Source organism: Paenarthrobacter sp. NPDC090517 (genome assembly GCF_044769165.1).
GTDB lineage: Bacteria > Actinomycetota > Actinomycetes > Actinomycetales > Micrococcaceae > Arthrobacter.
Genome location: NZ_JBIVXN010000001.1, coordinates 143,978 through 170,066 on the forward strand (window position 1 = coordinate 143,978; position 26,089 = coordinate 170,066).

Consider the following 26,089-nt stretch of genomic DNA (forward strand, 5'->3'; position numbering starts at 1 on the left):
TAGGGGCTCGCCGGACTCCTACCGCCAGGCGAGCGAAGACGTTCCATAACGTACGGGCGGTTCCCGGTACGTGAGCGGTGTGCCCGCTACCACAAGGGGCGGCCCTACGAACCTGAGCTCGCCGTAGGGGCTGTCCGCTTCAAGGTACTCCGGTTCATGGAGTTGGCTCACCGGGCTGCCTTGCTTGCCGGAAGGCAGGGCGAAGAGTTCCTCGGCCGTCCGCGCCAGGGAGAGTTTCGCCGCTCCACCTGTTCCGGTCATTAGTCGCTCGGCCAGCAAGGCCAGCACTGCCGCCGCGAGTCCGTATCCTGTGGCGTGGTCCAGTGCCTGAACCGGAAGCGCACCAGGTGTCCACCCGTCGTCGTGATGCCGTCCATAACGCTCAGCGATTCCGCAGGCTGCCTGGACGAGGCTGTCAAAGCCCCGCCGTCCCTTCCACGGCCCGCTGCTGCCCCATGCGGTCAGCGTGACAACCACCAGCCCAGGCTTGGTAGCGAGCAGCGCATCCTGGCTCAATCCGAATTTGTCCAAGCCCCCGTCCCGGTATCCGGTGACCACCACATCTGCTGAGGCGACGAGAGCATGCACAGTTGCCAAGTCTTCCTTCTTCCTGAAATCTGCTTCGGCGCTGCGCTTGTCGAACCCTGCGTCGATAAACGCATCGATCAGCTCCGGAAGGACGGGCGGGTCTATGCGCAGGACGTCCGCGCCCAGGGCACCCAGCAGGCGCGTGGCAGTAGGGCCGGCGATGACGCGTGTCAGGTCGAGCACTCTCAACCCGTCCAACGGCCGAAACGGGTTCTCCGCCGGCATCCATGGCGTGGAATCCGAACCCACGGACCGTATATCAGAACGCGAGAGGCTGATCCATCGACCGGAGATTGCCGCGCCATGCATCGGCGAGGCAACCCATTCCTCGCGGTTCCGGACAGCGGCAGCCACCCCCTTGTAAGCCGCGATCACGGCCTCGGCCTCCAAGGACGTCATTGACAACAGGGCGCGGTCAACGTCCTGCGGCACCGTGGCGGACAACGCTTCCATCAGCCGTGCTGCGTGATGAGGGTAGTTGGCGTGGAGGCGGATCCAGCCGTCGGCCGTGCGCCGGAATCCTGACGTGGGAGCGAAGCCTTGGGGTTTCCGCCCCTCAACGCGAAGGTGCCCCAGCGAATCGAAAGACGCTGCCGTCAGCCCTGAGTCAATCGAGTATCTGCCTGGGTGGCCAGTCAGTGCGTTCAGCGCTGTAGCGGCGGCTTGAACCGAACCCAGCGCCAAACCCTCGACGTCCAGGCCGCCACCCCACCATCGACGTGAGCCAGTGCAGGCCGCCTGCTGCTCCTCGCGTAGCGCTTTCACCTCCCGCAAGCCCGCGGTCAGATCCGGGACGGATTCAATGGCGCCGGGTTTCATCGCACGTGGACTTAGAGCCTGTTGACGTCTGTCACCCGGACCACGGCGGTTCCGGTCTCATCGGATGCTGCCAGGTCCACCTCGGCCGAAATTCCCCAGTCGTGGTTGCCCGCAGGGTCCTCGAAGATCTGCCGGACCTTCCACGTCCCTGGTTCCTCGGTGATGATGAGCAACCCGGGACCCCGCGCATCAGGACCGGTGCCAATGTCATCATGTTCCTCGAAGTAGTCGTCCAGGACCTCTTCCCAGCGCTCTGCGTCCCAGCCGGCGTCGGCATCGAGTTCGCCCAACGCTGCAGAGTCCTCGTCCGCAAAAAGTTCAACCCTGCGGAACATCTCGTTCCGAACCATCACCCGGAAGGCCCGGACGTTGCTGGTCAGCAGCGGCGGCGGGGGCGGGGGAGCGTCATGGGGTGTGGGGGCAAGCCCGGACGTGAGCTCTTCCCACTCGTCCAAGAGGCTGGAATCCACTTGACGTACCAGCTCACCCAGCCACGCGATGAGATCCTCAAGGTCCTCGCGGAGCGAATCCTGGGGAACCGTCTGCCTGAGCGCGCGGAAGCCGTCCGCCAGGTAACGCAGGACGATGCCCTCTGATCGGGCAAGGCCATAGAACTGCACGAACTCACCAAAGTTCATGGCACGCTCATACATGTCCCGGATAATCGATTTTGGAGCGAGCTCGAAGTCGCCCACCCAGGGGGCCGCCTTCCGGTAGACCTCGAAGGCCTCGCCAAGAATCTCCGCCAAGGGCATGGGATAGGTAACTTCGTCCAGCATGGCCATGCGCTGGTCGTACTCAATGCCGTCAGCCTTCATGGCGGCAACAGCCTCGCCTCGTGCCTTCTTCTGCTGGGCAGAGAGAATCTGGCGCGGCTTCTCCAACGTGGACTCAATGACGGAGACAACATCCAAGGCGTAGGAGGGAGACTCAGGATCAAGGAGCTCCAACGCAGCAAGGGCGAAGGGGGAGAGGGGCTGGTTAAGGGCAAAGTTTGCCTGCAGGTGAACAGTCAACCGTACAGAGCGACCCTCCGCTTCCTGTTCCTCCTCCGGGATGCGTTCCACCACACCCGCGGCCAGCAATTCCCGGTAGATTCCCAGGGCCTTCTTCATCAACTTGAGCTGCGCCGGGCGGCTCTCATGGTTCTCGCTGAGCAGGCGCCGGGTTGCCTGGAAGGGATCGCCCGGCCGTTCCATAAGGTTCAACAGCATCGCGTGGGTGACAGTGAAGCTTGAAGTCAAGGGCTCGGGCACAGACTCCACGAGCCGCTTGAAGGTGGGCTCCCCCCAGGAAACGAATCCTTCCGGAGGCTTTTTCTTAACCACTTGGCGCAGCTTCTTCTGGTCATCGCCAAACTTGGCGGTGGCTTTGGCCATGGCTTTGGTGTTCTCCACCACGTGGTCCGGAGCCTGAACCACCACGGTTCCGGCGGTGTCATAGCCGGCGCGGCCGGCGCGGCCGGCAATCTGGTGGAACTCACGTGAGTTAAGCGATCTGGTGCGTACGCCGTCGTACTTGCTAAGAGCCGTCAACAGCACCGTCCGGATCGGCACGTTGATGCCCACCCCCAAAGTATCGGTTCCGCAGATCACCTTGAGGAGGCCTGCTTGGGCGAGCTGTTCCACCAAGCGGCGGTACTTGGGCAGCATACCGGCGTGATGTACCCCGATGCCGTGCCGGACCAGCCTGTTGAGCGTTTTTCCGAAGCCGGCGGCAAACCTGAATCCCGCAATCAACTCTGCGATGCGGTCCTTTTCAGCACGGCTGCACATGTTGATGCTCATGAGGTTTTGGGCCCGCTCGATAGCTTCCGCCTGGCTGAAATGCACCACGTAGACGGGAACCTGCTTGGTGGAGAGCAGTTCTTCCAGCGTCTCGTGAACCGGGGTCAGGTGGTAGTAGTAATGCAGCGGAATGGGACGTTCCGCAGAGCTGACAGTTGTAGTGGTCCGGCCCGTCAGCTCAGTCAGACCAGCTTCGAACCGGGAGACGTCGCCCAAAGTGGCGGACATCAGGAGGAACTGGGCCTGGGGGAGTTCCAGGAGCGGTACCTGCCACGCCCAACCACGCTGAGGGTCGGAGTAAAAATGGAACTCGTCCATGATCACCGAGCCAAGCTCGGCCGCAGAGCCTTCGCGGAGGGCGATGTTGGCCAGGATTTCCGCTGTGCAGCAGATGATGGGGGCGTCCTGGTTCACGCCGGAATCACCAGTGATCATGCCAACGTTTTCGGCCCCGAAGATCTCGCAGAGTGCGAAGAACTTCTCGGAGACCAGTGCTTTGATGGGAGCTGTGTAATAGCTCCGCTGGCCGCGTGCCATTGCCTCAAAGTGCGCCGCAATTGCTACCAGGGATTTACCGGACCCCGTGGGCGTGGCCAGGATGACGTTCGCGCCGGAGGCAAGCTCCATGATCGCTTCGTCCTGCGCCGGGTATAGCTGCAATCCACGGCTCTCAGTCCACGCCACGAACCGGGTGTAGATTTCGTCCGGGTCCAAAGGACCGGTGGCCGTGGAACCGGGGAGCTGCTCAAGAAGTTTCATTGGTTTCCAGCTTAGTGCCCGGACGGTTTAGGCTCGCCCCAGCAGGCATGGCAGACGCGAGGAGGCTTTTGTGAAGTGGGATCCATCCAAGTATGTGGAATTCGGCAACCACCGTGACCGGCCATTCCATGACCTCGTCGCGAGGGTCCGAGCTGACGAACCAAGGAAGGTCATTGACCTTGGCTGCGGTCCCGGGAACCTGACCGCTACGCTGGTTGATCGTTGGCCGGAGGCCCACGTTGTGGGTCTCGACTCCTCGGAGGAAATGCTCCTCAAAGCGCAGTCCCTCCGGAAGCAGTCCCCCCAAGAACAATCCGGCCGGCTGACCTTCCAGTTGGGGGATGTCGCGCAGTGGGTTCCCGATGCGGATACTGACGTCGTGGTCACGAATGCCGTTCTCCAATGGATTCCCGGGCATCAGGAGATGCTGGCCGGTTGGCTTCGTGCCCTCAAGCCGGGGGCATGGTTTGCCATGCAGGTACCGGGAAACTTCACGTCCCCGTCACACACCCTCATGCGGCAACTGGCCGAATCGGAAAGGTGGTCCACCAGGCTGGGCGGCGTGCTTCGGCACGATGGCGCTGTAGGCAGTCCTGCGGACTACCTGGGCATCATGCTCGACGCCGGATGTGCAGCAGACGCTTGGGAGACTACCTACCAGCAGGTTCTGCAAGGTGACGACCCGGTATTGGAGTGGGTCCGGGGCACTGGACTTCGTCCGATATTGGCAGCTCTGTCTTCCGCGGAGGCATCTGAATTCGAAGCGGAATACTCGGCCCTGCTGCGTGAGGCCTATCCTTCGACGATCCACGGAACGGTCTACCCTTTCCGTCGCATTTTCGCCGTAGCCCAAAAGGCCGCATGACCCGGCAGCACGCTTCGACGCACGTAGCATTCAGATTCCTCCGCGGTGACGGCTTGTCCCTTGCCGACGTCGCTGGTCTAATTCTCGGCATGGACCAAGGACGCTTCGAACAACAAATGCCCCGTGTGGAGCAGGTACCCGGCCGGAGTTCCTCGTGACTCCTACCGGGGATTTTCCGGGCAGCTGGCGCCCCAACACCAGCAGCGCCGTTGCGCTCTTTGAACAACTGAGACTGCGCATCATTGAACTGGTGGATGCGGGAATCCTTGCCGTTGGCGCCAAGCTTCCTCCTGTTCGCAATCTGGCCGGGGTCCTGGATGTCGCTCCGCACACCGTGGCCCGTGCATACAAGGAATTGGAAGCAGCCGGGGTAGTGGCAACACGTGGGCGCAATGGCACCGTGGTCTGCGCACGGGATGATCGTTGGGGAGCGCTAGCCGGCGTTGCCGCAGAATATGCCGCCGCCGCCAAGGCCCAAGGAGCTTCATTCGCTGAGGCAGTGCAGCTTCTTGCTGCTGCCTATGATGCCGACTGATACCGATCAGTAGCATGTGAGGCACGACATGGAAATTCGAAGAAGTTTTCGATTAGCATTGGTAGGTGCCCAAAGCCTTAGCTGAAGATACCGCCATGGATGCCGTGAACGGCGTCTCCGTCCTTCCCGATACCAAACCCGCCAAGCCGGATCTTTCCCGTTTGGTGGTCAAGGGTGCCCGGGAACACAATTTGCGAAACGTGGATCTCGATCTCCCCCGTGACGCCATGATCGTGTTCACGGGACTCTCCGGTTCCGGCAAGTCGTCCCTGGCTTTTGACACGATCTTCGCAGAGGGCCAGCGTCGCTACGTGGAATCATTGTCGGCATACGCGCGCCAATTCCTTGGCCAAGTGGATAAGCCTGATGTCGATTTCATCGAGGGTTTGTCTCCTGCAGTATCCATCGACCAGAAGTCCACCAGCAAGAATCCGCGTTCCACGGTGGGCACCATCACCGAGATCTACGACTATATGCGTTTGTTGTGGGCGCGCGTAGGCCGGCCACACTGCCCTGTTTGTGGCGAGCCCATCGCCCGGCAGACGCCCCAACAGATCGTGGATCAGCTCCTGGAACTGGATCCGGGCACACGGTTCCAGGTCCTGGCCCCAGTTGTACGAGGCCGCAAGGGCGAGTTTGTCGATCTCTTCAAGGAGCTGACCGCAAAGGGCTATTCCCGTGCCCGTGTGGACGGCGAACTGGTCCAGCTGAGCGATCCTCCCAAGCTTGGCAAACAGTTCAAGCACACCATTGAGGTTGTGGTGGATCGCCTGGTAGTCAAGGAAGAGATCAGCCAGCGGCTCACCGATTCTGTGGAGACAGCCCTGGGCCTTGCAGAAGGCCGTGTGCTGGTGGAGTTCGTGGACCTCGATGCCGAGGATCCCGAGCGTATCCGCGCCTTCTCGGAGAATCTGGCGTGTCCCAACGAGCACCCGTTGGCCATTGACGAGATCGAACCGCGCTCATTCTCTTTCAACAACCCCTTCGGTGCCTGCTCTGCCTGCAGTGGCATCGGAACGCGGTTGGAAGTGGACGAAGAGCTCATCGTTCCCAATCCGGAGCTCTCCTTGGGTGAAGGTGCCATTGCTCCCTGGGCCCTCGGCACAGCCACAACGGAGTATTGGAACCGACTCCTGGAGGGCTTGGCGCACGAGCTGGGCTTCTCCATGAAGACGTCGTGGGAGAAACTTCCCAAGGACGTTCGCAATACCGTCCTTCACGGCAAGGATCACAAGGTTGTTGTCCAATACAAGAACCGCTTTGGCCGTGAGCGCAAGTACAGCACTGGCTTTGAAGGCGCCATCCAGTACGTCCACCGCAAGCATGGGGAAACGGATTCCGACTGGGCACGCGACCGGTACGAAGAGTACATGCGGCAGATTCCCTGCCCCGAGTGCAACGGTGCGCGCCTCAATCCGGCGTCGCTGTCCGTGCTCATCAACGGGAAGTCGATCGCCGAGGTCGCTGCCTTGCCAATGCGTGAGTGCGCCGAGTTCCTGGGAAGCCTTACCCTGACCAACAGGGAAGCCCAGATCGCCAACCAGGTGCTGAAGGAAATCCAGGCCCGCCTGACCTTCCTCCTGGACGTCGGCTTGGAATACCTCAACCTGGAGCGACCCTCGGGTACCTTGTCCGGTGGTGAGGCCCAACGCATCCGGCTGGCCACCCAAATCGGCTCAGGCCTGGTAGGTGTCCTCTACGTTTTGGACGAGCCATCCATCGGCTTGCACCAACGCGACAACCGGCGATTGATCGAGACGCTCACCCGACTCCGGGATCTCGGTAACACCCTGATCGTGGTGGAACATGACGAAGACACTATCCATGAGGCTGACTGGGTTGTTGACATCGGACCCGGTGCCGGTGAACACGGCGGCCAGGTGGTGCACTCCGGAACTTACAAGGAACTCCTGGAGAACCCTGACTCGCTGACGGGCGCCTACTTGTCCGGACGCCGCAAGATTGATATCCCCGCCAAACGCCGAAAGTACGACAAAAAGCGTGAGCTCAAGGTAGTGGGCGCCAGGGAGAACAATCTCAACAACGTAGACGCCACGTTCCCCTTGGGACTTTTCACCGCGGTGACGGGCGTCAGTGGTTCCGGCAAATCCACGTTGGTGAACGAGATCCTGTACAAGGTCCTCGCCAACAAACTCAACGGCGCCAAGCAGGTTGCAGGACGGCACCGCACGATTGCTGGGCTGGAGCACCTGGACAAGGTGGTCCACGTCGATCAGAGCCCCATCGGCCGTACACCCCGGTCCAACCCGGCTACGTACACCGGCGTCTTTGACAACATCCGGAAACTCTTCGCTGAGACCACGGAAGCCAAGGTACGTGGCTACCAGCCGGGACGGTTCTCGTTCAACGTCAAGGGCGGACGCTGCGAGGCGTGTTCAGGCGACGGTACGTTGAAGATCGAGATGAACTTCCTGCCGGACGTGTACGTCCCGTGCGAAGTGTGCCACGGCGCCAGGTACAACCGGGAAACCCTTGAAGTTCACTACAAGGGCAAGACCATTGCCGATGTCCTCAACATGCCCATCGAGGAAGGTGCAGAATTCTTCGCTGCCTTCACCCCGATCGCCCGTCATTTGAACACCTTGGTGGACGTGGGCTTGGGCTACGTCAGGCTTGGCCAGCCGGCAACTACTTTGTCGGGTGGGGAGGCCCAGCGCGTGAAGCTGGCTGCCGAGCTCCAGAAGCGTTCCAACGGCCGCAGCATCTATGTTCTCGATGAGCCCACCACCGGCCTGCACTTTGAGGACATCCGCAAGCTGCTCATGGTTCTTCAGGGCTTGGTGGACAAAGGCAATACCGTGATCACCATTGAGCACAATCTGGATGTGATCAAGTCTGCGGACTGGATCGTGGACCTCGGCCCGAACGGCGGTTCGGGTGGCGGAAAGATCGTGGCCACGGGAACGCCGGAGCAGGTGGCAAAATCCTCGGATAGCCACACAGCGACCTTCCTCGCCGAGATTCTCGGTTAGTAACTCACGGAGCCCTTGGAGGCTTTCGAAGGAATATCTTCGCGACCTCCGAAGTATTCCAGTAGCGGCATGCGAGTTTCAGGCATGCCGCTACTCGTGAGAAACTAACCCGGTGACTCAAACAAAGGTGCCCGTAATATTCGATCTGGACGGCACCCTTGTCGATCCTGCCGGCGGTATCACTGGAGGCATTTCTGCTGCCCTCCGGGAAATGGACCTCCCTGTTCCCGAACAAGCCGTGTTGAATTCCATGGTGGGTCCCAAACTTAGTGATTCCCTCCTCCATTTGGCCAACGTCCCCAGCGAATTGGTGGATGAAACCATTGAGCGATACCGGGGCCACTACAAAGAAACCGGTATTGGCCAAAGCAAGCTGTACCCGGGAATCTTCGATCTCCTCGAGTTCTTCGCGGAGACTGGCCGCCCCGTCGCGGTGGCCACCCAGAAGCCGCAGTCAATTGCGCGCCTCGTGCTGGAACACCATGGAATTGCTGACTTCTTCATCTCCATCCGAGGGGCTGCGGATGATGAATCCCTGAAGGCCAACACAGCATCGGGCAAGGTTGAAATCGTCGCCGCGGCATTGAAGGATCTTCACTCCCAACCAGCTGTCATGGTGGGGGACAGGCATCAGGACGTCGCGGGCGCCCTGGCCAACGGATTGGACTGCATCGGAGTCAGTTGGGGATTTGCGCCGGATGGCGAACTTGAGGAAGCCGGGGCAGTCGCCGTGGTAAATACGGCCCTTGAACTGCGCAGCAAAATTGAAGAACTTGACGCTGTCCGCGAGGCAGCCCTGAGCGAGGTACAAAACGATGGCAGTCTTTGATGCGATCCGCTGGACAACCCGTGGCATGATTTCCTCCACTTGCCGTCCTACGGTCATTGGGCTGGAGAACGTTCCCAAAGATGGCCCATTCATCGTAGCCCCCAATCATCTCTCCTTCCTGGACAGCGTGATCGTTCAGGCACTCATGCCCCGCCCTGTTGCCTTTTTTGCCAAGGCGGAATATTTCACCACCAAAGGCGTCAAGGGCGCTGTGATGAAGTCGTTCTTCGAGGCAGTAGGTTCCATTCCCGTGGAACGTGGTGAACAGGCGGCCAGTGTCCAGGCTCTCAAGACGCTGCTGGACATCCTTGAAGCCGGGAAAGGCATCGGCATCTACCCGGAAGGCACGCGGTCAAGGGACGGGATTCTCTACCGTGGACGGACGGGCGTGGGATGGCTCGCCTTGACCACGGGCGCTCCCGTTATTCCGGTAGGACTGATCGGCACCGAGAAGTTGCAGCCTGCGGACAAGAACGCTGTTCGCCCGCAACACTTCACTATGAAAGTGGGCGAACCCCTGTACTTCGAGAAGACAGGTCCGGACCATTCCCTCCCGGCCCGCCGCGAAGTCACCGACAAGATCATGGATGCCATCGCCCTGCTCAGCGGGCAGGAGCGATCCACGAGCTACAACCAAAGCAAAACGATAGACTGAAGCTTTGGTAGCCACGCCACCATGGCAATGAGTGTCGTTCAGGTTCACTAGACTGGAAACGTGGCAGATCCAGCAAGTTACCGGCCCCAAACAGGTGAAATTCCCACCACGCCGGGCGTCTATCGTTTCCGTGACCCGCATGGCCGGGTCATCTATGTGGGCAAGGCAAAGAACCTCCGTTCCCGGCTGAATTCCTACTTCGCGAATCCGGCGGGGCTTCTCCCTAAGACCCATGCAATGGTGCACGCAGCCAGCAGTGTTGAATGGACCGTGGTAGGCAGCGAGCTGGAGTCGCTGCAGCTGGAATATACGTGGATCAAGGAATTCAAGCCACGATTCAACGTCGTGTTCCGGGACGATAAGACCTACCCCTACCTCGCCGTCACCATGGGGGAGAAGTATCCCAGGGTGCAGGTCATGCGTGGCGAAAGAAGGAAGGGCACCAGGTACTTCGGTCCCTACACAGCGGGTGCCATCAGGGAAACCATGGATACGCTCCTGCGGGTCTTCCCTGTCCGGAGTTGCAGCGCAGGTGTCTTCAAGCGGGCTGAGTCAAGCGGGCGACCCTGCCTTTTGGGATATATCGACAAATGCTCGGCGCCCTGTGTCGGACGGGTCACCCCGGAAGAACACCGTGGCCTGGCAGAAGACTTCTGTTCCTTCATGGGCGGCGAAGCCAAGCGCTTCATCAGCCGGCTGGAGAAGGACATGTCTTCCGCTGTAGCCGAATTGGACTATGAGCGCGCGGCCGGGCTCAGGGATGACATCATCGCCCTCCGTAAAGTCTTTGAACGCAACGCAGTGGTCCTCGCGGAGGACACCGACGCAGACGTGTTCGCTCTTCATGAGGACGAACTGGAAGCTTCCGTGCAGGTGTTCCACGTTCGCGGCGGCCGTGTCCGTGGTCAGCGCGGTTGGGTAGTAGAAAAAGTGGAGGATGCTACGACGCCCGAACTCATCGAACACTTGCTGCAGCAGGTCTATGGCGAGGACAGTGAAGTTCAAGGCCGAATCCCGCGTGAAGTCCTGGTTCCGGAGAACCCCAGCAACCATGCTGAACTGACTGAATGGCTGGGGGGTTTGCGCGGAGCCCGGGTGGACATCCGCGTGCCTCAGCGCGGCGACAAGGCCGCCTTGATGTCCACCGTGCGCGAGAATGCCGAGCAAGCCCTGAAGCTGCACAAGACGCGCCGCGCAGGAGACATTACTGTCCGGTCCCTTGCCCTCCAGGAACTGCAGGAGGCTCTGGAAATTCCGGTTCCCCTGCTGCGGATCGAGTGCTTCGATATTTCCCACGTCCAAGGAACAAACGTTGTGGCTTCCATGGTGGTGGTGGAAGATGGGCTGCCCAAGAAGTCCGACTACAGGAAATTCTCCATTACGGGCGCGGCAGCAGTGGACGATACGGCAGCCATGCACGACGTCCTGACCCGTCGGTTCAGGCACTATCTCACGGACAAGGCCGCCCAGGTCCCCATCGTTTCAGGCGAAATCGTCAACCCGACGCGTAGTAGTGCACACGGTAACAGGGCCCAAAACAGCACTGACGTGCCGCCGTCGGACCCTTCTTTGCCCGCTCCGAAGGCCAAGTTCGCCTATCCGCCCAACCTGGTGGTGGTGGACGGCGGTCAGCCCCAGGTCAATGCGGCGGCCCGTGCCCTCGCAGAGTTGGGCATTGATGACGTTTACGTTGTGGGTCTTGCCAAACGGCTCGAAGAAGTCTGGTTACCCGACAGCGACTTCCCTGTAATCCTCCCCCGAACGTCCCAGGGGTTGTACCTTTTGCAGCGGATCCGTGACGAGGCCCACCGCTTTGCCATCAGTTTCCACCGACAGAAGCGCGGCAAGGCGATGACAGTTTCCGTGCTGGACGGCGTCCCGGGCCTTGGTGAGGCGAAACGCAAGGCCTTGGTTGCACACTTTGGCTCGCTTAAGAAGATCAAGGCTGCGTCCGTGGAGGAGCTCACCTCAGCCAAGGGCATCGGACCAGCGCTGGCCGCAGCGGTGGTCCAGCACCTTGGTTCGGATGCGGACAACAGTGAAACCGCACCCGCGGTGAACATGACCACCGGCGAAATCCTTGAATCTTAGCTAGGGTAAGAACTTGGCTGGCGGAGCAAGCGTGCTCCCGGACGCCTGAATCCGGCCAAACATGCTGTCCGGCCAAGGCGGCTGCCACGAGTTTTATTGACCACTTCCGACGAAACGGGGACAACTGATGGATGAGGCTACGGCAGAGTCCGGCAAGGAGCAGGACGGCCTGACTCCCATCAAGCCGCCTGAGGCGGAGCTGCTGGTGGTAACCGGCATGTCGGGTGCCGGACGCAGCACCGCCTCCGATGCTTTGGAGGATCACGGCTGGTACGTCGTTGACAACCTTCCTCCGCAAATGTTGGGCACGCTGGCCGAAATCGTCTCGCATGCACCAAAGTCGATTCCCAAGCTGGCCGTAGTGGTGGACGTTCGCAGCAAGGACCTCTTCACCGACATTCAAACCGCCTTGGGAGCGTTGAGCGCGACTGGCATCACCTTCCGGGTGCTTTTCCTTGACGCCAACGACGACGTCCTGGTCCGCCGATTTGAGCAGGGGCGCCGTCCGCATCCGTTGCAGGGGGGTGGAAGGATCCTCGACGGCATCGGGATCGAGCGCGAGGTCCTCCGAGAGCTTCGTGAGCACGCCGACGTAGTTCTCGATACCTCTGACTTCAATGTCCATGGTTTGGCTACTGCCATCACGGAACTGTTCAGTGATACCGGGCCTGTGACGCTCCGCCTGAACGTTATGAGTTTTGGATTCAAGTACGGGCTCCCCGTGGACGCCAACTTCGTAGCCGATGCGCGGTTCATCCCCAATCCGCACTGGGTTCCCCAGCTTCGGCCCCATACAGGCTTGGATGAAGACGTTAGCGAATACGTCCTTGGCGCGGAGGGTGTCCAGGAATTCGTGGACCGCTACGTTCGGGCGTTGGAGCCGGTCCTGGACGGCTACCGCCAGGAGAACAAGCACTATGCCACCCTGGCGGTTGGGTGCACTGGCGGCAAGCACCGTTCCGTGGCAGTCAGCGTGGAACTATCCAAGCGCCTGGCGCAATACCCACGCGTCACCGTGACCACCACCCACCGCGACCTGGGACGCGAGTAGTGGGGGTTCTGACGGGCCCGCTGCCGCTCATACCGCCCAAGGGCGTTCCGGGCAGCCAACAGAAGAAGAGCCCCTCCGTGGTGGCCCTGGGAGGCGGTCACGGATTGGCGGCTTCGCTGTCTGCCCTACGCTTGCTCACCTCCGAGCTGACAGCAATCGTCACGGTGGCGGACGACGGTGGCAGCTCCGGGCGTCTCCGGGACGAGTACGGTGTCCTCCCGCCCGGAGACCTGCGGATGGCCTTGAGCGCCCTTTGCGACGACACGGATTGGGGCCGGACCTGGCGCGACGTCATGCAGCACCGCTTCGAAGCGGGTTCGGCGAAAGGGGGCTCACTGGACAACCACGCCATGGGTAACCTGCTGATCGTCACGCTGTGGGAACTCTTGGGCGACACCGTTGCCGGGCTTAAGTGGGCTGGAGCATTGTTGGGTGCCCGCGGACAGGTACTGCCCATGTCCAGCGTCCCCCTCACCATTGAAGGCAAGGCGCAGGTGGAGTTACCGGGTGGCGGTCGTGAACTGCGTACGGTCCGGGGGCAGGCAAAGTGTGCTGTGGCGGGGAAACTGGAGGAAGTCACGCTCCTGCCCGAAGCCGCCCCTGCCTGCACTGAGGCGCTCACTGCTATTGAGCTGGCTGATTGGGTCATTCTGGGCCCTGGTTCCTGGTACACCTCGGTCCTGCCGCATTTGCTGTTGCCTGAGCTTCGGCGGGCTCTCGGTGATACGGCTGCCAAGCGTTGCCTCACCATGAACCTGGATGTGGAAACCAAGGAAACGTCCGGTATGACGGCAGCGGACCACTTGGATGTCCTGCGCCGTTATGCACCTGAGTTCACTGTGGACGTCGTCCTGGCGGATCCCGCCGCGGTGCAGGATCTCAAGGAGTTTGAGAAGGCGGCTGCGATGATCGGCGCCGAAGTGGTGTTGGGTAGAGTAGGGGCGTCGAGGCGCCGCCCCGTCCATGATCCACTGCTGCTGGCTGCGGCGTACCACGATATTTTCGGGAACAGTTAGGAACACGCGATGGCACTTACTGCGTCGGTCAAGGACGAACTGTCCCGGCTGGACATCAAGAAATCTTCGGTCCGCAAGGCGGAGGTTTCGGCAATGCTGCGTTTCGCAGGCGGCTTGCACATAATTTCGGGGCGGATCGTTATCGAAGCTGAGGTTGACCTCGCTTCCACGGCCCGCCGTCTCCGGGCAGCGATTGCGGAAGTCTACGGGCATCAGAGCGAAATTATCGTCGTCTCCGGTGGGGGTTTGCGCCGGGGGAGCCGTTACGTAGTGCGCGTAGTGCGCGACGGAGAAGCACTTGCCCGCCAAACGGGCTTGTTGGATGGCCGTGGGCGACCTGTGCGGGGCCTTCCCTCCGCTGTCGTCAATGGTTCGGCGGCCGATGCCGAGGCCGTGTGGCGGGGCGCTTTCCTGGCCCATGGTTCACTCACTGAACCGGGCCGGTCGTCCTCCCTTGAGGTGACGTGTCCTGGCCCCGAATCCGCGTTGGCATTGGTAGGCGCAGCCCGCCGCCTCGGCATCCAGGCAAAGGCGCGCGAAGTTCGCGGTGTTGACCGCGTGGTCATTCGTGACGGCGACACCATCGCTGCTCTCCTGACCCGTATGGGCGCCCATGACGCCCTGATGGTCTGGGAGGAACGGCGCATGCGAAAGGAAGTCCGTGCCACCGCCAACAGGCTCGCCAACTTCGATGATGCCAACCTTCGCCGCTCAGCCCAAGCCGCAGTAGCTGCGGGCGCCAGGGTGGATCGTGCATTGGAGATTCTGGGAGATGACGTTCCGGACCACCTCAAGTACGCGGGGGAGCTCCGGGTGGCGCACAAACAGGCAAGCCTGGATGAGCTCGGCCGCCTTGCCGATCCGCCCATGACCAAGGACGCCATAGCCGGGCGTATCCGCAGGCTCCTGGCCATGGCAGATAAGCGGGCCTTGGATTTGGGCATTCCGGGCACTGAGGCAAATGTGACTCCGGAAATGATGGACGAGTAGGCCGCACCCCTAGAATCGACAAAGTGCGGAGGAAATACTGTGAGGGCCCCGCGGGTTGTTCCCGGTGGAGGCAAGAGCAGTCTTCTTCGCCAAGGCTTTCCGGCCGGTCCGCTGGCCGGATGAAATAACGAGAGTTACCAACCCGGACGTGAGTCCATTACATTGGAGGATTTCGTGACAGAGTACGTTCTGCCCGAGCTCGGCTACGACTACGCAGCACTCGAGCCGCACATTTCGGCAAAGATCATGGAGCTGCACCACAGCAAGCACCATGCAGCATACGTTGCGGGCGCCAACAACGCCCTCTCCCAGCTGGCCGAAGCGCGCGAGAAGAATGATTTCGCCAACATCAACCGCCTCTCCAAGGACCTCGCGTTCCACACTGGCGGCCACATCAACCACTCCGTGTTCTGGAACAACATTTCCCCGGACGGCGGCGACAAGCCCGAAGGCGAACTGGCTGCAGCCATCGACGACGCTTTCGGTTCCTTCGATGCTTTCCGTGCCCAGTTCAGCGCTGCTGCCTTGGGCCTCCAGGGTTCCGGCTGGGCTTTCCTTGCCTACGAGCCCATCGGTGGGAACCTGCTCATCGAGCAGCTCTACGATCAGCAGGGCAACGTGGCAGTGGGCACCACCCCGCTGCTGATGCTGGACATGTGGGAGCACGCTTTCTACCTTGACTACGTCAATGTCAAGGCTGACTACGTCAAGGCATTCTGGAACATCGTGAACTGGGCCGACGTCGCCAAGCGCTTCGAAGCTGCCCGCGCCAACGCCACGGGTCTCATCGTCCTTTAGTTGGTGAGCATCGGTTCACGCCAATGTAACAAAAGTCACTTTTGGCGTGAATTCGGGCCAAATGCTGGAAAGCCTGCCTCCGCAGTTGCGGGGGCAGGCTTAGTTAAACGTAAGATGGATCACGGAAGGCGGTTAGCCTTCAGCAACGTGGCTGGTCGCCCTCCGATCTGATAATCACCTCTGCCCAAAGACGTGCGGGGTCTGTTAGTTGGAAATATTTGATCCGACTCACTAGGCGTGCTTGCAAGAGCACCAAGGAGATTGACACATAGTGACCACCCGTATTGGTATCAACGGCTTCGGCCGAATCGGCCGTAACTACTTCCGCGCAGCACTGGCCCAGGGCGCAGACCTTGAGATTGTGGCAGTCAACGACCTCACCAGCCCCGAGACCCTCGCCCACCTCCTGAAGTACGACTCCGTCGGTGGCCGCCTCACGCAGACCGTGGAGGTTGTTGATGGCAACCTGGTAGTCGATGGCAAGTCCATCACTGTGCTGGCCGAGCGTGATCCCGCAAACCTCCCTTGGGGCGAGCTGGGCGTCGACATCGTTATCGAGTCCACCGGTTTCTTCACCAAGGCAGCAGCGGCGCAGAAGCACATCGACGCCGGCGCCAAGAAGGTCCTCATTTCGGCACCTGCAAGCGACGAAGACATCACCATCGTCATGGGCGTCAACCAGGACCTCTACGATCCCGCGGCGCACCACATCATCTCCAACGCGTCCTGCACCACCAACTGCCTCGGCCCGCTGGCCAAGGTTGTCAATGACGCCTTCGGCATCGAGCGTGGCCTGATGACCACAGTCCACGCCTACACGGCCGACCAGAACCTCCAGGACGGGCCGCACGGCGATCTTCGGCGCGCCCGTGCTGCTGCCATCAACATGGTTCCCACCTCCACCGGTGCTGCCAAGGCAATCGGCCTTGTCCTGCCGGAACTCAAGGGCAAGCTGGATGGTTACGCCATCCGCGTTCCTGTCCCCACGGGTTCCGCCACCGACCTCACGGTCACCGTTTCCCGCGAAGTCACTGTTGAGGAAGTCAACGCTGCCGTCAAGGCCGCCGCTGAGTCCGAGCAGTTCGCCGGAATCCTCAGCTACACTGATGCCCCCATCGTGTCCTCGGACATCGTCGGAGACCCCGCGTCTTCCATCTTCGATTCCGGCCTCACCAAGGTCATCGGCAACCAGGTCAAGGTTGTTTCCTGGTATGACAACGAGTGGGGTTACTCCAACCGCCTCGTAGACCTCACAGAGCTTGTCGCGTCCAAGCTGGGCTAGGGTAGACACATGACATCTCACACCCTCAACGAACTCATCGCTGAAGGTGTCCGCGGGCGGTACATTCTGGTCAGAAGTGACCTGAATGTGCCGCTCGACGGCTCTGCAGTGACCGACGACGGCCGCATCAAGGCCTCCCTTCCGGTCCTCAAGAAGCTCTCGGACGCCGGTGCCCGTGTGCTCGTAACCGCCCACCTCGGACGCCCTAAAGGCACTCCGGAGGAAAAGTACTCACTGAAGCCCGCTGCGACCCGCCTCGCGGAGCTCGCAGACTTCAAGGTTCAGTTGGCCAACGACACGGTGGGGGATTCCGCAAAGGATCTCGCAGCCGGGCTCCAGGATGGCGAAGTTCTCATCTTGGAAAACGTTCGCTTCGACGCGCGTGAAACCAGCAAGGACGACGCCGAGCGCGGCGCCTTCGCTGACGAGCTGGTTGCCCTGACGGGTAACAACGGGGCATTTGTGGACGACGCTTTCGGAGCTGTCCATCGCAAGCACGCGAGTGTTTTTGACGTCGCCACCCGGTTGCCGTCCTACCTCGGCGATCTTGTGCACACCGAAGTAGAGGTTCTTCGGAAGCTCACCACCGATACCCAGCGTCCCTACGTCGTGGTTCTCGGCGGTTCCAAGGTTTCGGACAAGCTGGCGGTCATTGACAACCTGCTTGGTAAGGCTGACACCATCCTTGTTGGCGGCGGTATGCTCTTCACCTTCTTGGCAGCAGCCGGGCACAAGGTTGCGGGCAGCCTCCTCGAGGAAGATCAGATTCCGGTCGTCCAGGACTATCTCAAGCGCGCTTCCGATGCCGGAACGTCGTTCGTGATCCCTACGGACGTCGTGGTCGCCAGCCGTTTCGCTGCGGATGCTGAGCACGAGGTCGTCAAGGCAGACGCCATTGAGGACAGCGCTTTCGGTGCTTCCGGCATTGGCCTGGACATTGGTCCGGAATCGGCCTCGGCGTTTGCTGCCCAGATCGAAGGGGCCAAGACCGTGTTCTGGAACGGCCCCATGGGTGTCTTCGAATTCGAAGCCTTCTCCAGTGGCACACGCGCCATCGCACAGGCCCTGACGGATACGGTTGCGTTCACCGTTGTTGGCGGTGGCGACTCCGCAGCAGCGGTTCGCACCCTCGGCTTCGAGGATTCGCAGTTCGGCCACATCTCTACCGGCGGCGGCGCCAGCCTGGAATACCTTGAAGGCAAGGAACTTCCAGGCCTAAGCGTCCTGGACCGCTAAACATCAACCGACCGGCAGGACGTTACCGCGTCCTGCCGGTCGTTCAATATCTCAACGCATTCTTTGGAGTTCATGTGACTACCTCTGCCAACGGCAACTTCGTCCGCAAGCCCTTCATCGCCGGCAACTGGAAGATGAACATGGACCACGTCCAGGGCATCACCTTGCTGCAGAAGCTCGCCTGGACACTGTCCGATGCCAAGCACGACTACAACCGTGCCGAGGTCGCAGTGTTTCCTCCGTTCACCGACCTCCGCGGTGTCCAGACGCTGGTTCAGGGTGACGAACTGGAAGTTGTTTACGGCGGCCAGGACCTGTCCCAGTTCGACTCCGGCGCCTACACCGGTGACATCTCCGGCCAGTTCCTCAGCAAGCTGGGCTGCGCCTACGTTCTGGTGGGCCACAGTGAGCGCCGCACCATCCACAACGAGTCCGACGACGTCTTGAACGCCAAGGTCAAGGCCGGCTTCCGTCACGGAGTTACGCCAGTCCTGTGCGTCGGCGAGGGGCTCGAAGTCCGTCAAGCCGGCACACACGTGGAGCACACCCTGTCCCAGCTGCGCGCCGGTGTGGAAGGACTCACAGCCGAGCAGGCCAGCGAACTCGTTGTGGCTTACGAGCCCGTCTGGGCCATCGGCACGGGTGAAGTAGCTGGCCCGGAAGACGCACAGGAAATGTGTGCAGCAATCCGTGCTGAGCTAGCCGAACTCTTCGACGAGACCGTCGCATCGAAGACCCGCCTTCTCTACGGAGGATCGGTCAAGGCCAACAATGCTGCCGCCATCATGGCTGAAAGCGACGTGGACGGATTGCTTGTGGGTGGCGCCAGCTTGGACCCCGCTGAGTTTGCTAACATTGTCAGGTTCGAGAGCCACCTCGTCACGGACTAGTCCGGCTCCCGTTTTCCGCTTCTTCGAAAGGCCGTCGTGGACGTTCTTCAAGTCATTCTGCAGATCCTGCTGGGTATCACCAGTCTTCTGCTGACCCTGCTCATCCTCTTGCACAAGGGACGTGGCGGCGGTTTGTCCGACATGTTCGGTGGCGGAATGAGCTCGGGATTGAGTTCGTCCGGCGTAGCCGAGCGCAACCTGAACCGCTTCACCATTATTCTGGGCATCACCTGGGGGGTCGTGATTATCGGCTTGGGCCTGATCATGCGATTTACCTCGGGTGGCGACTCCTAGTCATTCCCAAACAGGGAGGCTCCTTAACCGGAGCCTCCCTTTTTCTTTACCCGCGTTTCTTTGGACACCTTACCCACCACTAGTGCCGCCGTCGGATGCATCGCATTAGACTGGCCCTGTTGGCCGGAGGGTCCACAGGGCCGTGACGGCCGACCACCGAGTCGCTAGGGGTTCGAAAATGGTTCATGGCACGCCAGGTTATCGGGGCACCCGCGTAGGTGTAGCCCAAGGTTCAGCTCCACGACATCAAAGCGACCACGGCCCCGGCGAACAACTCCCACGAATGCGTGTGCTCTTTTGGTGTCCCAAAGGCCATGAAACACCGCTCGTTTTTCTTAAACTGCCGGACGAGCAAATTCCCAGGACGTGGGACTGCCCCAAATGTGGCTCGCTCGCTACGCGGGATCCAAGTCAGCAGACCCCAACCAGGCCTGAAGACGAAATCTTCAAATCGCATCTGGATTACGTTAAAGAAAGACGCTCCAGCCAGGAAGCCGAAGTGGTCCTGGCCGGAGCGCTCGATAGGCTACGCGCCCGCGGGGTCCTTCCGGACCAACTGCTGGGGGACCCGTGACGCTGCATTTTCGTCAATGAGCCACAGGGTCCTGGCACGCCCCACGGGCCCCGCTGCGGGGACCTGAACGGGGTTGGCGCCTGCCAGGGCAAGGCCCACGGCACCGGCTTTGTCCTCGCCGGCCACAACCATCCAGATCTCCTGGGCGGTGTTGATCGCCGGAAGCGTCAATGAAATGCGCGACGACGGCGGCTTTGGTGAGTTCTCTACGCCCACCACAGTGCGGTATTTCTCGCGAATTCCTGCCTGCTCGGGAAAGAGCGATGCTACGTGCGCGTCGGGTCCTACACCGAGGAGCAGGATGTCAAAGCGCGGCAGGATGCCGGGCTTCTCAGGCCTGTTGTCAGATGTGTCCGCGGCGTGCTCGGCCTCTGCAGCTGCCTTGAGCTCTTCAGCGTAGGCAGCCGCTGCTTCATCCGCCGTGGCGTACTGGTCGGCGGAGCCGGGTTCGTGAACCCGGGCCGGATCAACTGCCAAGTGAGCCAGCAATGCCTGATGTGCTTGGCGGGTATTCCTGTCATCGCTGTCGGAGGCGACAAATCGCTCGTCGCCCCACCAGAAATTGACCCTTGACCAATCGACGGCAGGTGCCGCGGCAGAGTCAGCCACAGCCCTCAGTGTCCCAATACCCACGGTTCCGCCGGTAAGGACCACCGTGGCCTCGCCGTGCTTGTCCTGGACATCCACAAGCTTGGTGATAAGACGGGCCGCAATGGCGGCCATCAACACCTTGGAGTCGGGGTGGATGCTTACTCTCGGCTCAGCGTGCACTTGTCTGGACTCTCCTCTGGCTGGTAAGTGGAAGTCCCATCGTAATCACTTCTCCGAAGACTTCGTCGGGGTCGAGCCGTCGGAGTTCTTCTGCGAGGCAGTCTTTGAGGCTTCTGCGGGGGAGGGTGATACGCTGCGCGGGCTGTCCCGGTTGGGTCAGCTCGGCCACGGACAGTCCCGGACGGAATAGCTGGACATCGCCGCTGGCACGCGTGAGGCGGACCCGACGGATGCCGGTGCCGGCTGGATCTGCCACGATCGTGACAGGAGCCTGCAATGCGAGGCTAAGCCAGGCAGCCAGCAGCAGCGTACTCGGCGAGTCCGAGGCACCCTCGACCGCCACAGCGGAGACAGGATCCCCGTCCACTTGGTCGAAGACGGCGGCGAGTTGCATGCGCCAGTTGGTCAGGCGGGTCCAGGCGAGGTCGGTGTCGCCGGCTTTGTAGGTGGCGCGGATGTTCTCCAGGGCCCGGCGGGGGTCCGGTTCGTTGGCTGAGTCGGTGATGCGTCGGTGCGCGATCCGGCCGATGGAGGTCTCGCACGCGCTTTCCGGGGCGCCGTGCGGCCACCAGGCCACGATCGGTGCGTCCGGGAGCAGCAGGGCAGCGACGAGGGATTCGCTTTCGTGGGCCATGTGCCCGTGCCCGCGCAGGACGATGACTTCCGAGGCGCCGGCGTCGCCGCCGACACGGATTTGCGCATCGAGCCGGTCGGGGCCTTCCGCGCCGGCGTCGGCCAGGACGATGATCCGGCAGGGGTGTTCCCGGCTGGCTTCGTTGGCGGCCTCGATGGCGTCTTCTTCCTGCCCGGACTTCGTCACCACCACCAACGTCAGCACCCGACCCAACGCGATCACGCCGCCTTGCTCGCGCAGCGACATGATCTTCTTGGAGATCTTGGAGGTAGTGGTATCGGGAAGATCTACGATCATGGCCTTCTCCAGGTTCGTCCGTCACGGGCCAGCAGGGCATCGGCCGAGGCCGGCCCCCAACTGCCCGGTGCGTAGGGTTGGGGTTGTTCGTCCAGACCGGCCCAGTATTCCTCGAACGGGTCAAGGATCTTCCAGGACAGTTCCACTTCCTGGTGCCGCGGGAACAAAGGGGGCTCGCCCAGCAGCACGTCCAGGATCAGCCGCTCATACGCTTCGGGACTGGACTCGGTAAAGGAGTGCCCGTAGCCGAAGTCCATGGTCACATCCCGGACTTCCATCTGCGTGCCCGGAACCTTGGACCCGAAACGGATCGTGGCGCCCTCATCGGGCTGGACCCGGATCACCACCGCGTTCTGACCAAAGTCATCATCGTTGTGGTCACGGAACAACAGGTTCGGTGCCCGCTTGAACACCACCGCGATCTCCGTCACGCGCCGGCCCAGACGCTTCCCGGCCCGCAGGTAGAACGGCACACCATTCCAGCGGCGGGTATTGATATCCACCCGGATCGCAGCATACGTTTCGGTCTTCGAATCAGCCGGGATGCCGTCCTCATCCAAATACCCCAGGACTTCCTCCCCGCCCTGCCACCCACCGGTGAACTGACCCCGCGCCGAATGCGTCGACAGGTCATCCGGCAACTTAACCGCGGCGAGGACCTTTTCCTTCTCCGCCCGCAAATCATCGGCATTAAAGGAGATCGGCTCTTCCATCGCCGTCAACGCCAGCAACTGCAGCAAATGGTTCTGGATCACATCCCGGGCCGCGCCCACACCGTCGTAATAGCCTGCACGCCCACCGGTGCCGATGTCCTCGGCCATGGTGATCTGGACATGATCCACATAATTGGCGTTCCAGAGCGGCTCGAACAACTGGTTCGCGAAACGCAACGCCAGGATGTTCTGCACCGTCTCCTTCCCCAAATAATGATCGATCCGGAACACCGCATCAGCCGGGAACACCGACTCGACAATGTCGTTCAACTGCCGCGCCGACTCCAAGTCATGACCGAACGGCTTCTCGATCACCACACGACGCCACTGACCCGGCCGCGCCTGCGCCAGGCCATGCTTGGACAACTGCCGGCAGACCTGCTCAAACGCCTTGGGCGGGATCGACAAATAGAACCCATGATTACCCCGGGTACCCCGGGTCTCATCCAACTCATCAAGCACATCACCCAAACGCTCGAAAGCGTCATCGTCGTCGAACTCACCCCGAACAAAACGGATCCCCGAAGCCAACTGCTCCCACACCGCTTCATCGAACTTCGTCCGCGCATGGGCCTTCACGTTCTCCTTGACCTCAGCAGCGAAATCCGCGTTGTCCCACTCACGCCGGCCAAAACCAACCAACGCGAAACTCGGCGGCAACAACCCCCGATTAGCCAAGTCATAAACCGCGGGCATCAGCTTCTTACGGGCAAGATCACCAGTGACTCCGAAGAACACCAACGACGACGGCCCGGCAATACGATTCAGGCGCCGATCCCGCGGATCCCGCAAAGGATTCCGGAGACCGGTGTTCTTCCTGCCGTTTTCAGTTTCTGGCATGTTTGGTTCTGTGCCTTAGCTTTCGAGTGCGCTGGCTTGGTTGGCCAATGCAGCGACGACTTCCTGGAGTTGGGCTACACCGGCAGCGCGCTCAGTGAGGTGCAGGCGCAATACGGGGCGGCCATGGCCTTCCAGGACCTGGGCGTCGCCCGAGGCCTGGGCAGCAATGAGCTGACCGAAAGTGAAGGGCCGTTCCGGGATCTCAAGATCCGTGGAGGATGCTGCAGTCACCTGCAGGAACACTCCGATGGCCGGTCCACCCTTGTGGAACTGGCCAGTGGAGTGCAGGAACCGCGGACCCCAACCGAACGTCACCGGACGCCCGCTGACAGCGGCGAGTTCGTCGCGGATGCCTTCAAGCGGTGCATGGGAAATGCGGTCAAGGTAAGCCTGAACACTCAAGTAACCATCCGTCCCGAGCTGGCCAAGGAGCGCCTGCACAGCCTCGGAAACAGTGGAGGCAGAGCCGAGCCAGTCGGCGCCACGTACTTCCACAGCGCCATCAGTGAAGGCTGCCGGTGTGGGTTCGGGGCGGGCATCCAGCAAACCACGTGCAGCCACCTTGGCTGCCTCGACGTCGGGCTGGTCAAACGGGTTGATCCCCAGCAGGCGACCCGCCACGGCCGTAGCGAACTCCCAAACAAACATCTGCGAAGCCAGTCCACCGGCAATGGCAACCTCGTTCTCACGAAGTTCTACGTCCGCATCTGCGTCCACCAGTCGAACCACCAGGACGTCCTCGGCGCCGTTCAGAGCTTCCGGGGAACCCGGCCCTGCTACCACCGGCAGGACACCAGTGCCCAGCTTGCCCGTGGATTCAGCGATGAGCTGTTCGGCCCAGTCGGCGAAACCGACGATGCCCGAACCGTCCTCGGCAATGACGATCTTGTTCCGCAGCGGGGTGGTACCACCGAGCGCGATGCCGAGCGCCAGCCCGATGTTGTCAGTTGAGTCCTCGTTAAGGATCTCAGCAGCCTCTTCTGCTTCGTCGAGGAATGCCTGGATGTCCACGCCGGCCAGACCAGACGGGACCAGGCCAAATGCGGTCAGTGCCGAGAAACGGCCGCCAACGTTGGGGTCAGCGTTGAAAACTGCACGGTAGCCGGCCTCGCGGGAAGACTTATCCAGCGGAGAACCCGGGTCCGTGACAATGATGATCCTGCTCTTGGCGTCGATACCGGCATCAGTGAACGCTTTCTCGAACACGCGGCGCTGGGAGTCAGTTTCCACGGTGGAGCCGGACTTGGAGGAAACGACGATGGCTGTTTCCGCCAAGCGGTTCGCCAAGGCAGCACTGACCTGTTCGGGATCAGTGCTGTCCAAAACAGTCAGCTCGACGCCGGCAGTGCCGGCAATGACCTCGGGAGCCAACGAAGACCCACCCATGCCACATAGGACAATGCGGGAGACGCCGTCGGCGCGGAGGGCATCGCGAAGTTCCAGAATGCCTTCAACCAAAGGTTGGGACACGGTGGCAGCCTCTACCCAACCGAGACGAATCGCCGACTCAGACTCCGCTTCAGGACCCCATAAAGTGTGGTCCTTCGCGAAAATCCGGGTTGCGATCTTTTCCTCGACCAGGCTGTCAATGTGCTGGGCGATGGCCTCTTGGGCAGCACCGCTGGCGTCGTAGCTGATTGTGCTCATGATCGGTTAGGAAGCCTTCCGTGCGGTGACGAGTGCGCCTTCGACGTCGGCGAGGAGTTCCTTCCAGGAGCCCACGAACTTCTCGAGGCCTTCGGTCTCGAGAAGCGTGACGACGTCGTTGTAGGAGACGCCGAGGGCTTCGAGGGCGTTGAGGGTCTCGTTCGCTTCGTCGTAGGTGCCGGTGATGGTGTCACCGGTGACTACGCCGCGGTCGAACGTGGCGTCGAGGGTCTTTTCCGGCATGGTGTTGACGACGCCTGCTGCGACGAGTTCGGTCACGTAGAGGGTGTCCGGGTAAGCCGGGTCCTTCACGCCGGTGGAGGCCCACAGGGGACGCTGGGGGAGTGCGCCGGCCTCGGCCAGCACTGCCCAGCGCTCGGTGGAGAAGAGCTCTTCGTAGACCTGGTACGCAAGGCGTGCGTTCGCCACACCGGCTTTGCCCTTGAGTGCCTTGGCTTCGTCGGTGCCGATGGCGTCAAGGCGCTTGTCGATCTCGGAGTCCACGCGGGAGACGAAGAACGAGGCCACGGAGTGGATCTTGGAGAGGTCGTGGCCGTTTTCCTTGGCCTGCTCCAGGCCGGACTGGAAAGCGTTGATGACCGCGCGGTAGCGCTCCAGGGAGAAGATCAGGGTCACGTTGACGCTGATGCCCTCGGCCAGCGTCGCCGTGATGGCTTCGAGGCCTTCAAGCGTTGCCGGGATCTTGATGTGGACGTTGTCCTTGTTGACCTTGGCGTAGAGGTGCTTGGCCTCGGCGATGGTTCCTGCGGTATCCCAAGCAAGGCGCGGGTCAACCTCGATGGAGACGCGGCCATCCACACCCTTGGTGGCGGCGGCGATGGGAGCGAAGAGATCGCAGGCGTCAGCGACGTCCGTGGTGGTGATTTCGAAGATCGTTTCTTCGACGCTGGCACCGGCCGCGGCCTGCGCTGCGATGGTGGCGTCGTAATCCGTGCCGGCAGTGATGGCGGCGTGGAAGATCGACGGGTTGGTGGTCACACCAACAACGTTCTTCTCGTCGATGAGCTTCTGCAGGGTGCCCGTCTCCAAGCGGTTGCGGGAAAGGTCATCAAGCCAGATGGAGAGGCCGGCGTCTGAGAGCTGCTGTGTGGGAGTTGTAGACATGTGTTTTTCT

Annotated in this window: 23 protein-coding genes; 16 read left to right on the forward strand and 7 right to left on the reverse strand. The window is 61.4% G+C overall.

Annotated elements, in window-relative coordinates; translation table 11 throughout:
- Window positions 1-18 precede the first annotated feature (18 nt).
- Together ACIQTW_RS00640 and ACIQTW_RS00645 are read right to left on the reverse strand one after the other, a co-directional pair.
- Entirely contained in the window at window positions 19-1,407 is a 1,389-nt protein-coding gene (locus ACIQTW_RS00640) for a CoA transferase (RefSeq protein WP_402932589.1), read from the reverse strand.
- A gap of 11 nt (window positions 1,408-1,418) precedes the next feature.
- The gene (locus ACIQTW_RS00645) at window positions 1,419-3,953 is read right to left on the reverse strand and encodes a DEAD/DEAH box helicase (RefSeq protein ID WP_402932592.1); all 2,535 of its coding nucleotides are present in this window, start codon (window positions 3,951-3,953) and stop codon (window positions 1,419-1,421) included.
- Window positions 3,954-4,023: 70 nt separating this feature from the next.
- On the opposite strand from ACIQTW_RS00645, the gene ACIQTW_RS00650 reads away from it, so the two are divergent.
- The 16 genes from ACIQTW_RS00650 (at window position 4,024) to ACIQTW_RS00725 (ending at window position 20,052) form a co-directional block, all read left to right on the forward strand.
- Window positions 4,024-4,818: a trans-aconitate 2-methyltransferase gene (locus tag ACIQTW_RS00650; RefSeq protein WP_402932595.1), complete on the forward strand. Its 795-nt coding sequence runs from the start codon at window positions 4,024-4,026 to the stop codon at window positions 4,816-4,818.
- Window positions 4,815-4,976 carry a hypothetical protein gene (locus tag ACIQTW_RS00655; protein ID WP_402932598.1) on the forward strand — a complete coding sequence of 54 codons (162 nt, stop codon included), beginning with the start codon at window positions 4,815-4,817 and terminating at the stop codon, window positions 4,974-4,976. Before ACIQTW_RS00650 ends, ACIQTW_RS00655 begins: the two co-directional genes overlap by 4 nt.
- Complete coding sequence (locus ACIQTW_RS00660; protein WP_402932601.1) at window positions 4,973-5,353, forward strand: GntR family transcriptional regulator; 381 nt, start codon at window positions 4,973-4,975, stop codon at window positions 5,351-5,353. The genes ACIQTW_RS00655 and ACIQTW_RS00660 overlap by 4 nt, the downstream gene beginning before the upstream one ends.
- A 65-nt stretch (window positions 5,354-5,418) precedes the next feature.
- Window positions 5,419-8,346 carry an excinuclease ABC subunit UvrA gene (gene uvrA, locus ACIQTW_RS00665; protein ID WP_402932604.1) on the forward strand — a complete coding sequence of 976 codons (2,928 nt, stop codon included), beginning with the start codon at window positions 5,419-5,421 and terminating at the stop codon, window positions 8,344-8,346.
- Window positions 8,347-8,458: 112 nt separating this feature from the next.
- Window positions 8,459-9,175, forward strand: a complete 717-nt coding sequence (locus ACIQTW_RS00670) for an HAD hydrolase-like protein (protein WP_402932607.1) — start codon at window positions 8,459-8,461, stop codon at window positions 9,173-9,175.
- Entirely contained in the window at window positions 9,162-9,830 is a 669-nt protein-coding gene (locus tag ACIQTW_RS00675; protein WP_402932610.1) for a lysophospholipid acyltransferase family protein, read from the forward strand. The genes ACIQTW_RS00670 and ACIQTW_RS00675 overlap by 14 nt, the downstream gene beginning before the upstream one ends.
- Before the next feature lie 60 nt (window positions 9,831-9,890).
- On the forward strand, window positions 9,891-11,921 hold the full coding sequence (gene uvrC / locus ACIQTW_RS00680) for an excinuclease ABC subunit UvrC (RefSeq protein ID WP_402932613.1): 2,031 nt from the start codon (window positions 9,891-9,893) through the stop codon (window positions 11,919-11,921).
- A gap of 127 nt (window positions 11,922-12,048) precedes the next feature.
- Window positions 12,049-12,972 (forward strand): RNase adapter RapZ, encoded by a 924-nt coding sequence (gene rapZ, locus ACIQTW_RS00685; RefSeq protein ID WP_402932616.1) that lies wholly within the window; start codon window positions 12,049-12,051, stop codon window positions 12,970-12,972.
- Window positions 12,972-13,988: a uridine diphosphate-N-acetylglucosamine-binding protein YvcK gene (gene yvcK, locus ACIQTW_RS00690; RefSeq protein WP_402932619.1), complete on the forward strand. Its 1,017-nt coding sequence runs from the start codon at window positions 12,972-12,974 to the stop codon at window positions 13,986-13,988. Before rapZ ends, yvcK begins: the two co-directional genes overlap by 1 nt.
- 9 nt (window positions 13,989-13,997) lie before the next feature.
- Window positions 13,998-14,978: a DNA-binding protein WhiA gene (gene whiA, locus ACIQTW_RS00695; RefSeq protein ID WP_017198459.1), complete on the forward strand. Its 981-nt coding sequence runs from the start codon at window positions 13,998-14,000 to the stop codon at window positions 14,976-14,978.
- Between the two features lie 174 nt (window positions 14,979-15,152).
- Complete coding sequence (locus ACIQTW_RS00700; protein WP_309074437.1) at window positions 15,153-15,776, forward strand: superoxide dismutase; 624 nt, start codon at window positions 15,153-15,155, stop codon at window positions 15,774-15,776.
- 271 nt (window positions 15,777-16,047) lie between these two features.
- Window positions 16,048-17,058 (forward strand): type I glyceraldehyde-3-phosphate dehydrogenase, encoded by a 1,011-nt coding sequence (gene gap / locus ACIQTW_RS00705; protein WP_017198457.1) that lies wholly within the window; start codon window positions 16,048-16,050, stop codon window positions 17,056-17,058.
- A gap of 9 nt (window positions 17,059-17,067) precedes the next feature.
- Entirely contained in the window at window positions 17,068-18,294 is a 1,227-nt protein-coding gene (locus tag ACIQTW_RS00710; protein WP_402932625.1) for a phosphoglycerate kinase, read from the forward strand.
- A gap of 74 nt (window positions 18,295-18,368) precedes the next feature.
- Entirely contained in the window at window positions 18,369-19,184 is an 816-nt protein-coding gene (gene tpiA, locus ACIQTW_RS00715) for a triose-phosphate isomerase (protein WP_402932628.1), read from the forward strand.
- 36 nt (window positions 19,185-19,220) lie between these two features.
- Entirely contained in the window at window positions 19,221-19,478 is a 258-nt protein-coding gene (gene secG / locus ACIQTW_RS00720) for a preprotein translocase subunit SecG (protein WP_017198454.1), read from the forward strand.
- 178 nt (window positions 19,479-19,656) lie between these two features.
- Entirely contained in the window at window positions 19,657-20,052 is a 396-nt protein-coding gene (locus ACIQTW_RS00725; RefSeq protein WP_402932631.1) for an RNA polymerase-binding protein RbpA, read from the forward strand.
- On the opposite strand, the gene pgl is transcribed toward ACIQTW_RS00725, so the two are convergent.
- The 5 genes from pgl to tal are packed head-to-tail and all read right to left on the reverse strand — an operon-like array spanning window position 20,005 to window position 26,079.
- The gene (gene pgl, locus ACIQTW_RS00730) at window positions 20,005-20,823 is read right to left on the reverse strand and encodes a 6-phosphogluconolactonase (protein WP_402932634.1); all 819 of its coding nucleotides are present in this window, start codon (window positions 20,821-20,823) and stop codon (window positions 20,005-20,007) included. The genes ACIQTW_RS00725 and pgl overlap by 48 nt on opposite strands.
- Window positions 20,813-21,754, reverse strand: a complete 942-nt coding sequence (locus ACIQTW_RS00735) for a glucose-6-phosphate dehydrogenase assembly protein OpcA (RefSeq protein ID WP_402932637.1) — start codon at window positions 21,752-21,754, stop codon at window positions 20,813-20,815. The genes pgl and ACIQTW_RS00735 overlap by 11 nt, the downstream gene beginning before the upstream one ends.
- A complete protein-coding gene (zwf, locus tag ACIQTW_RS00740; protein ID WP_402932640.1) occupies window positions 21,751-23,307 on the reverse strand; it encodes a glucose-6-phosphate dehydrogenase in 1,557 nt (518 codons plus the stop codon). The genes ACIQTW_RS00735 and zwf overlap by 4 nt, the downstream gene beginning before the upstream one ends.
- A 15-nt stretch (window positions 23,308-23,322) precedes the next feature.
- Window positions 23,323-24,954: a glucose-6-phosphate isomerase gene (locus ACIQTW_RS00745; RefSeq protein WP_402932643.1), complete on the reverse strand. Its 1,632-nt coding sequence runs from the start codon at window positions 24,952-24,954 to the stop codon at window positions 23,323-23,325.
- A 6-nt stretch (window positions 24,955-24,960) separates the two neighbouring features.
- A complete protein-coding gene (tal, locus tag ACIQTW_RS00750; RefSeq protein ID WP_402932646.1) occupies window positions 24,961-26,079 on the reverse strand; it encodes a transaldolase in 1,119 nt (372 codons plus the stop codon).
- Window positions 26,080-26,089: the final 10 nt, after the last annotated feature.